At 75.7% G+C, this 8470-nt stretch carries 7 protein-coding genes and 2 pseudogenes; 7 read left to right on the top strand and 2 right to left on the bottom strand.

Going from position 1 to position 8470, the window contains the following annotated elements; all coding sequences use genetic code 11:
- Positions 1-2: 2 nt before the first annotated feature.
- Both BU198_RS44385 and BU198_RS38970 read left to right on the top strand, forming a co-directional pair.
- Positions 3-71: pseudogene (locus BU198_RS44385) on the top strand (hypothetical protein); the annotation flags it as partial.
- 8 nt (positions 72-79) lie between these two features.
- Positions 80-763, top strand: a pseudogene (locus BU198_RS38970) (sensor histidine kinase); the annotation flags it as partial.
- Here the strand turns inward: BU198_RS38970 and BU198_RS38975 are convergent.
- Positions 738-1766 carry a GlxA family transcriptional regulator gene (locus BU198_RS38975; RefSeq protein ID WP_317620505.1) on the bottom strand — a complete coding sequence of 343 codons (1029 nt, stop codon included), beginning with the start codon at positions 1764-1766 and terminating at the stop codon, positions 738-740. The pseudogene BU198_RS38970 and the gene BU198_RS38975 sit on opposite strands and share 26 nt — an antisense overlap.
- Before the next feature lie 138 nt (positions 1767-1904).
- Between BU198_RS38975 and BU198_RS38980 the strand changes: the two genes are divergently transcribed.
- Both BU198_RS38980 and uppS read left to right on the top strand, forming a co-directional pair.
- A complete protein-coding gene (locus tag BU198_RS38980; RefSeq protein WP_188301465.1) occupies positions 1905-2495 on the top strand; it encodes an isochorismatase family protein in 591 nt (196 codons plus the stop codon).
- Between the two features lie 109 nt (positions 2496-2604).
- Positions 2605-4512: a polyprenyl diphosphate synthase gene (uppS, locus tag BU198_RS38985; protein ID WP_188301466.1), complete on the top strand. Its 1908-nt coding sequence runs from the start codon at positions 2605-2607 to the stop codon at positions 4510-4512.
- Here uppS and BU198_RS38990 read toward each other — a convergent pair.
- Positions 4466-5164: a hypothetical protein gene (locus BU198_RS38990; protein WP_188301467.1), complete on the bottom strand. Its 699-nt coding sequence runs from the start codon at positions 5162-5164 to the stop codon at positions 4466-4468. The two genes, uppS and BU198_RS38990, sit on opposite strands and share 47 nt — an antisense overlap.
- Before the next feature lie 341 nt (positions 5165-5505).
- Here BU198_RS38990 and BU198_RS38995 point away from each other — a divergent pair, with 341 nt between their 5' ends.
- From BU198_RS38995 to BU198_RS39005, 3 genes are all read left to right on the top strand, one after another.
- Positions 5506-6285, top strand: coding sequence for a DUF2071 domain-containing protein (locus tag BU198_RS38995; protein ID WP_317620506.1), 780 nt, complete (start codon positions 5506-5508; stop codon positions 6283-6285).
- Positions 6282-6944 carry a DUF6875 domain-containing protein gene (locus BU198_RS39000; RefSeq protein WP_188301468.1) on the top strand — a complete coding sequence of 221 codons (663 nt, stop codon included), beginning with the start codon at positions 6282-6284 and terminating at the stop codon, positions 6942-6944. Before BU198_RS38995 ends, BU198_RS39000 begins: the two co-directional genes overlap by 4 nt.
- A 97-nt stretch (positions 6945-7041) precedes the next feature.
- Positions 7042-7989 carry a hypothetical protein gene (locus BU198_RS39005; protein ID WP_188301469.1) on the top strand — a complete coding sequence of 316 codons (948 nt, stop codon included), beginning with the start codon at positions 7042-7044 and terminating at the stop codon, positions 7987-7989.
- Positions 7990-8470: the final 481 nt, after the last annotated feature.

Here is an 8470-nt window from a genome sequence, read left to right on the forward strand (position 1 = left end):
CGGTGGAGGAACGGCTGCGCGGCTTCGCCGCCGACGCCAGCCACGAGCTGCGCACCCCGGTCGCGGCGGTCCGCGGCCACGCCGAACGGTGGAGGAACGGCTGCGCGGCTTCGCCGCCGACGCCAGCCACGAGCTGCGCACCCCGGTCGCGGCGGTCCGCGGCCACGCCGAACTGGCGCTGCGCCACCCCGGGCCGGTGCCGGCGCCGGTACGCCACTCCCTGGAGCGGATCGACGCCGAGGCGGTGCGGATGGGAGCGATCGTCGAGGACCTGCTGCTGCTCGCCCGGCTGGATGCGGGCCGCCCGCTGGCCGAGGAGGAGGTGGACCTCACTCGGATCGTGCTCGACGCGGTGGCCGACGCCCGCGCCGCGGGGCCCGGGCACCGCTGGCGGCTCGTCCTGCCCGAGGAACCGGTGCTGGTCCGGGGGGACGGGCACCGGCTGAGCCAGGTGGTGGCCAACCTGCTGGCCAACGCCCGGACCCACACCCCGCCCGGCACCGAGGTCGGGCTGCGCGTCGGACGATCCGACGGGCAGGTCGAGTTGAGCGTCACGGACGACGGCCCCGGGATCGCGCCCGAGCTGGCCGGCCGGGTCTTCGAACGCTTCGTCCGGGGCGACCGCGCCCGCTCCCGGGCCACCGGTTCGACCGGGCTCGGCCTGGCCATCGTCCGTGCCGTGGCCGGGGCGCACGGCGGCACGGTGACGGTGGCGAGCACGCCGGGCCGTACGGAGTTCACCGTCCGGCTGCCGGGGGCGTGAACTCCCGGTCCGGCCCGGTGCGGAAACGCTGCCGGTAGTCGGTCGGCGTGGTGCCGAGCCGGCGGCGGAAGGCGCGCACCAGGGTGTCGACGGTGCCGAACCCGCAGGCGGTGGCGATGCGTTCGAGCGTCGCGTCGGTGGACTCCAGCCGGTGGCGGGCGAGTTCGACCCGGGCCGACTCGACGTAGGCGCTCGGAGTGGTGCCCAGTTCGGTCTTGAAGATCCGGGTCAACTGCCGCTCGCCGACGTGGGCGTGGGCCGCGAGGTCCGGGACGGTGAGGCGCCCGGAGAGGTTGCGCAGGATGTGGTGGCGCAGCTCCTCGATCCGTCGGGTGGCCGACACGGGTTCCAGCGGGACGCTGAACTGGCTCTGGCCGCTGGGTCGTTTGAGGTACATGACGAGCTGGCGGGCGACCCGCAGGGCCAGTTCCTCGCCGAAGTCCTCGGCGACCAGGGCGAGGGCGAGGTCCAGGCAGGCGCTGATGCCCGCGCCGGTCCAGACCTCGCCCGCGCGGATGAAGATCGGGTCCGGGTCCACCTCGATCTCCGGGAACTCGGCGGCGAGCTGGCCGGCCGTGGACCAGTGGGTGGTGGCGCGCCGCCCGTCCAGCAGTCCGGCGGCGGCGAGCAGGTGCGCGCCGACGCAGACGCTGGCCACCCGGCGCGAGCGGGCGGCCAGGCTGCGGACCCGGTCGACCACCGCCGGGTCGGTGAGCGCGCGGACCCGGCGCCGGTCGTCCACCTCGACCGAGCCGGGCACCAGCAGGGTGTCGATCCGGCTCCGGGCGGCCTCGTCGAAGGTGAGGTCGGGCAGGATGCGCACACCCGCCGCGGTGGTGACCGGCGCCGCGGTCTCGGCGGCGAGGACCACCCGGTAGCCGGTCGCGTCGTCGGTCTCCCGGCGGACCAGGGAGAACACCTCCGGCGGGCCGGTCACGTCGAGCAGGTCGACGCCCTCGAACAGGACGATGACGATCAGCCGCGGCGCGGCCTGTGCGGGCACGGGCTTCCCCTCCATGTCGGAATCTGCAGGTTAGCCGACATTGCCGACACCAGGGTGCCGCTCGTAGCGTTGCCGAGGCAGGCCGCACCAGGTGTGACCTGCACGAATGTCCGCTCCCCGAGCAGAAGGCGGTACCCCGTGCCCACGACCACCCTGCGCACCCTCAACGGCCTCGACGAGAAGCCCGCCGCCCTCGCCGACGCGACCCTGGTCCTGATCGACTACCAGAACACCTACATGCGCGGCGTGATGGAACTGGACGGCTGGCAGGAGGCGCTGGACGCCGCCGCCGACCTGCTCGCCCGGGCCAGGGAGGCCGGCAGCACCGTGATCCATGTGATCAACGACGGCGGCGAGGGCACCCCGTACGACATCCGGGCCGAGATCGGCGGGATCCACCCGAGCGTGGCCCCCGCCGAGGGCGAGCCGGTGGTGGTCAAGCAGGCCCCGGACGCCTTCGTCGGCACCGGCCTGGGCGAGCTGATCGACGCGGCGGGGCACCGGGACGTCGTCGTCGCCGGGTTCATGACCCACCTGTGCGTCGCGTTCACCACGGCGGGCGCCTTCCTGCGCGGCAACCGGCCGACCGTGGTGGCCGCCGCCTGCGCCACCCGGCCGCTGGAGTCGGCGGGCACCAGGCTGGCGGCTGCCGAGGTCCACCGGGCGGCGCTGGCGACGATCGGCGACCTGTACGGCGTGGTGGTGGAGTCCCCGGCCGCCCTCGGCTGAGTGCGCGCGGCCGCCGGTGCCGCCGGTTCCTCCGGCCGGATCGCCACCCTTGCGCCCCCGCCTCGTTGACCGGGTGTTCGCACGGTGTCGGCGGAGGGCGGGCAGGGGCATGGCGGGGAGCGGGGCGGCGGGCGGTTCGCCGGAGCCGGGGCCGGGGCCGGCGTGGGGGCCGGAGCTGGCGGAGTCGTACCGGCTCTGTGAGCAGGAGGTGGCCGGCCACCTGGCCTCACTGCGGGCGATCAGCGACGCACTGCCGTCCGAGGTGCGGCCGTACGTCCACGCCCTCAACGGCTTCGCCTCCCGCTCCGACCGGATCGCCGATGCCGATGCCGATGCCGACGCCGACGCCGATGCCACCGAAGGGCGTACGGAAGGGCGTACGGAAGGCCCTGCCGAGCGGGAGCGCCGGTTCGCCCGCTGGCGGGCCGACACCCTGGCCGAGCTGGCGGCCGGCCGCAGCGGGCACCCGCTGCGCCGGGCGTTCGTGGACACGGTGCGGCGCTGGGAGCTGGACCCGGCGCTGGTCGAGGAGTTCCTGGACGCGACCCGCGCCGACGGTGCCCGCCCGCCCGCCTTCGGGACCCACGAGGACCAGCGCCGCCACCTGCGGGGCGTCGCGGGGACGATCACCGAGCTGTGGGCCCCGCTGCTGGGCGCGCGGGGCCGGGAGGCGGCGGACGCGCTGTCCGCGCTGGGGGAGGCCTGCCAGCTGGCGGACATCCTGGAGGACCTCCCGCTCGACCTCGCGGCCGGCCGCTGCTACCTGCCGGGCGAGGACCTGCGCCGCCTCGGGCTGACCGTCGCCGACCTCGGCCGGGACGCTCGCGGGGCGGAGCACCGGGACGACCCTCGCGCGGACCCCGGCGCGGACCCCCGCGCCGCCCGCCGGGACGCCCTGGACGAGCTGGTCGCGAGCCAGCAGGGCCACCTCCACCGGCTGCTGGAGCGGGCCCTGCCCGCCACCTGGCTCGCCGCCCCCGAGTGCCGCCCGTTCCTGCACGCCGTGCTGCTCGGCGCCCAACTCCAGTACGACGAGGTCACCCTGGTGGGCTCGCGGGTCCTGACCGAGGGCCTCACACCGTTGCGCACCGACGGCACCACACCCCGCCTCCGCACCCGGTCCGTACCCGCGGAGGACGCACCCGCTGAGGACGCGTCGACGGAGGAGGCGTCGACGGAGGACGCGCCCGCCCACGTCGCCGTGATCATGGACGGCAACCGCCGCTGGGCCGAAGCCCGGCGGCTGCCCGCCCGGCAGGGCCACCAGGCCGGGCAGCGGGCCGCGCTGCGCCTGGTCAACGCGGCGCTGCGGCTGGGCGTCCGGCACCTGAGCCTCTACGCCTTCTCCACCGAGAACTGGGGCCGCCCGCCCGAGGAGCTGACCGCGCTCTTCGACTCCCTGGCCGACGGCCTCACCCGCAGCGCCGAGAGCCTGCACGCGCTCGGCGTCCGGATCCGCTGGTGCGGGCGGCGGGACCGGGTGGACGAGTCGCTGGCCTCCTCGATCGCGCTGGTGGAAAGCCTGACGTCCAACAACGGCACGCTGACCCTGACGGTGTGCGTGGACTACGGCGGCCGGGAGGAACTGGCCGCCGCCGCCCGGGGACTGGCCGCCGAGGCGGTGGCGGGCCGGATCCGTCCGGAGCAGATCGGCCCGGCCGACCTCGCCCGGCACCTGTACGTCCCCGGCCTCCCGGACGTCGACCTGCTGATCCGCACCTCGGGGGAGCAGCGGATCAGCAACTTCCTGCCCTGGCAGCTCGCCTACGCCGAGCTGCTGTTCGACCCGACGCCGTGGCCCGACTACGACCTGGCCGGGCTGCGCGGCGCCGTCCGGGCCTACGCGGACCGCGAGCGCCGCTTCGGCGTCGGCGTGCCCGCCCAGCCTCGGGCGTCCCGCGGCGACCGCCCGGCCTCCGGGAGCACTGCGGCCACCACTGCTGCCGCCAGCACTGCTGCCGCCAGCGCGGCTACTCCTGCGCGGCCGGGGGCGGGGTGTAGGTCCCCTCGGCGGTGACGTACGCCAGCACGGTGTCCACGGTGACCGGGTGCGCGCCGAAGCTCGTGGTGTACGCGTCCACCGCCTCCTGGGTCGGGCGCAGCGGCGCCTCGCTGAGCCGGACCTTCATCGGCTGCCCCGCGGGCACCGGTGCGGCCGTCAGCTTCCCCTCCGTCAGGCCGCAGCGGAACGCCGAGCGGTGCCCCATCTCCGCGCCGCTGACCTCGCAGCGGCCGGAGCCCAGGCCGTCCTTGATCGCGCCGACCAGGTCCACCACCCGGTAGACGCCCTGGGAGGTGCGGACGGAGACGCCGCCGTCGAGGGCACCGTCGCCGTACGCCTTCGGCGGGTCCGCGAGCGACGGGTCGCCCTGGGCCGAGTGGATCGGCAGCCGGACGGACATGCCGTGCTCGCCCAGGACCAGCCGCGCCGGGGCGACGGCCTCCACCATCGCCTGGAAGCGGTCCAGCTGGGTCTGGGCCTCCGGGGTCCAGCGCAGCTCCACCCAGCCGTCTGAGAGGGTGCCCAGCCTCCCGGCACTTCCGGTACTCCCGGCGCTCCCGGTACTCCCGGTGCCGCCGTCCACGGCGCCGGCCGCCGTCCCGGTGAACCGACCCAGCAGCGGGGCGATCAGCGCTGCGCCCAGCAGCATGCGTCGTGTGGTGCTCATGGTCCCGAACCGTCCTTCCCTGGCCGCCCGCGCACGGCCCCGGGACGGATCATCCGTCCACCGACCGTCTCCGACGGCGTCCCGGGCGGCGAAACCACCCGGGCGGGGGGAGTGGGGTGCGGCCCAGGGTGGTACGGCCGCGCCGCGGCGCCCCCAGGACCGCTGTCGAGCGGGTGTTCACGCTCCCCCGAGCATCCACCCCATCCCTGAGTTGAACGTGTTCAAAGGTGTGCGCCATGATGAGGACGCGCGCCAACACCCCCACCGCGGCCTGCGGCGGAGGGCGATTCCGTGCTTCCCCGTCACGCTCCGAATTCCCGTACCAGCCACCGGAGTCGACCGTGCGACACCTGCTGCGACGCCATCCCTTCGCGATGCGCACCCACTTCGCGCACTCGCTCGTCCTCACCTACGCCCTGCCGCCCCGCCTGCTCACCCCGCTGGTGCCGTCCGGGCTCGCCCTCGACACCTACACCGACCCCGACGGCACCGAGCACGGCTTCGTCGCCGCCGCCGTCGTGGACACCAGGGCGCTGCGCCCCGCCGCCCTGCCCGCCCGCCTGGGCCGGGACTTCAACCTGACCGGCTACCGGGTCTTCACCCGCTTCCCGACCCCCGGCGGCCGCACCATGCGCGGCCTGCGCATCCTGCGCTCGGACACCGACAGCCGGCTGATGGCCCTCGGCGGGAACGCCTTCTCCCGCTACCACTACCGGCACGCCAGGATCGGCACCCGGGTGCTCGGCGACACCCTGGAGTTCAAGGTGCTCAGCGGCGACGGCCACGCCGACCTGCACGTGCGCGCCGACCTCGGCAGCGCCCCCGCCGCCCTGCCGCCGGGCATCCCGTTCGCGGACGCCAGGGCCGCCCGCCGGTTCGCGGGGCCGCTGCCCTACACCTTCGAGTACGAGCCGCAGACCCGCTCGATGATCGTGGTCAAGGCCGACCGTGCCCACTGGGACCCTTCCCCGGTGGCCGTCGAGGTGCCCCGGCTCACCTTCTTCGACCACGGCCCGCTGGCCGGCAGCCGGCCGGTCCTCGCCAACGCCTTCCACGTCGCCGGCGTCGACTACGGCTGGCAGGCCGGAGAGCGCCGCACCCTCACCGGAGCCGCCCGATGACCGCCCCCGCCCCCGCCGCCGCGGCGCTGCGCCTGTACAGCGCGCAGAGCATCGACGCCGGCCACGCCACCGGCCGCCCCGAAGCCGCCGAGACCCTCGCCTGGGCCCGCGACTTCCTCACCACCGCCCACCCCGACCTCGGCCGCAGCGGCCCGGTCTGCCCCTACACCCAGCCCTCACTGCGCCGCGGCCTGTTCCACGTCGCCGTCGCCGACGGCCCCGACGACGGCGACCTGCCCGCCCTGGTCGCCGAACTGCGCACCCGCTACGACGAGTTGCTCGCCGGCCTGGACGAGGAACCGGACCGCGAGCTGCTGACCGTCCTGCTGGTGCTGCCCCAGCTCGACCGCGCGGACTCCACCGTCCTGGACGAGCTCCAGCGCAAGGCCAAGGACGAGTTCGTCGAACAGGGCCTGATGATCGGCCAGTTCCACCCGGCCTGTGAGGAACCCGGCCTGTGGAACCACTCCTTCAGACCGCTGCGCGCCCCCGTCCCGCTGCTCGCGGTGCGCAAGCTGCTGGTCTTCGACCTGCCCTTCCTCACCGGCGACGAGGTCCACCTGAGCCACTACCTGGCCCGCTTCGCCCCCGAGGTCCCCGCCCGCATCCGCGCCCAGCTGGTCACCAGCGTCCGCGCCCACCGGCAGACCGCCGCCTGAACCCCCTCCCCCGGCGCGCGCGGAGCCCGGCCGGCGCCCGGCTCCGCGCGCGCACCCCTCTTCCCTGCGCCACCTCGGGGTTCGGTAGCCTCCCGCAATGACCCCCTCCACCCCGCGCCCCGTGCCCCCCGTCACGCGGCTCGTCGACGGGCTCGTCCACGCCTACGACCCGGCCGCCGGACAGGTGGGCGTGCTGACGCCCATTGCGGCCTTCCGGCCGGCCGCCGGGGACGAGGCCGTCTCCCACACCGTCGACGCCGGCCTGCGCCGCGCCTGCTACACGACGCCCGACGCGGCCGTCTGCGTCACGGCGGACGGCACGCAGGTGTGGCGCTCCCCCTTCGAGCCGCCGGCGGACGGCGCGTACGGCCACCGGCCCGACTGCGAACTGTCCCCGGACGGACGGGTGCTGTGGGTCTACCGGCCCGACGAGATCGCCGGCCGCGGCCGCCCCGACCAGTGGGTGGCCCTGGACGCCGGCACCGGGGCCGTCCTGGCCCGCACCGACCTGGAGACGGCCGGGCACGGCGCCGTACAGCTGGCGCATCCGGCGAGCGGCCACATGCTCCTCAACGTCGGCGAAGGGCAGGACGGCACGGCCCTGTACCGCGCCTGCCTGACCGACGACCGGATCGACCTGTGGCGCTACCCCTTCGACGACCGCTGCCTGATCGGCCTGTCACCCGACGGACAGCACGTCCTGACCGTCGACCACGGGCAGAACGACCTCACCGTCCACGCCTTCCCCGGCGGCGAGAGCGTCTTCACCCTCACCGCCGGCGACTTCGGCCACGACCCGGACACCGTCTTCCTGGAATGGAGCGGCGGCTACCTGACCCCCGACACCCTGCTCGCCACCCTCGTCGGCGAGAGCGACGACGGACAGGACTGGTCGCGCCACTACCGCGTCGACGCCCGCACCGGCCGCGTCCACAGCGAGTTCGACACCCACGCCGCGGACCCGGACGACATCCACCCGCTCGGCGACGGCTCCTGGCTCACCACCGCCCCCGGCGGGCACCCCGTGCGCCGCACCGGCTCCTGACCGGGCACCGCCCCGGGACAACCACGCCTGCGCCTGCGTCGCGCACGTCTTCGGCGCCGAAGCGCTCCTCGACAGCCACCTGCCCACGCTCGGCCCGGTCGGCCAACCGGCCCGGGAGCACGCCGCGATGAGCCCGTCGCACCCCCGCGCGCCCGGCCTCGCGTACGCGCTGCGCGTCCTCGCCCAAGCCTACGGCGACCACTCCGGCCACCGCGAGCAGCGGCGCCCCGGCCCACCGGCCCGACCGGAACCGCACCGTCCGGATGTGGCACGATCGGCCCGGAAGCACGGACCGAGGACCCCGGAGGGGGCGCAGCGATGGACGGACAGCGGCAGCCGCTCGACGCGGACGGGCGCCGGAGTGCCGTCCGCCGGAGCGCCCTCCACCACGTGCGCGGCCGGATCGACGCCCGCCGGGTCCTCCCGGCCGGGCCGCGTCCTGCCGACGATCACGAAGTACGCGACCGCGCCGAGGAACACC

This window comes from Streptomyces sp. CBMA156 (assembly GCF_014596515.1).
Lineage (GTDB): Bacteria > Actinomycetota > Actinomycetes > Streptomycetales > Streptomycetaceae > Kitasatospora.

Coding starts and splice junctions, on each gene's coding strand:
- uppS (WP_188301466.1), top strand. CDS start 2,605: ATGGCGGGGAGCGGGGCGGCGGGCGGTTCGCCGGAGCCGGGGCCGGGG.
- BU198_RS38990 (WP_188301467.1), bottom strand. CDS start 5,164: ATGAGCACCACACGACGCATGCTGCTGGGCGCAGCGCTGATCGCCCCG.
- BU198_RS39000 (WP_188301468.1), top strand. CDS start 6,282: ATGACCGCCCCCGCCCCCGCCGCCGCGGCGCTGCGCCTGTACAGCGCG.
- BU198_RS39005 (WP_188301469.1), top strand. CDS start 7,042: ATGACCCCCTCCACCCCGCGCCCCGTGCCCCCCGTCACGCGGCTCGTC.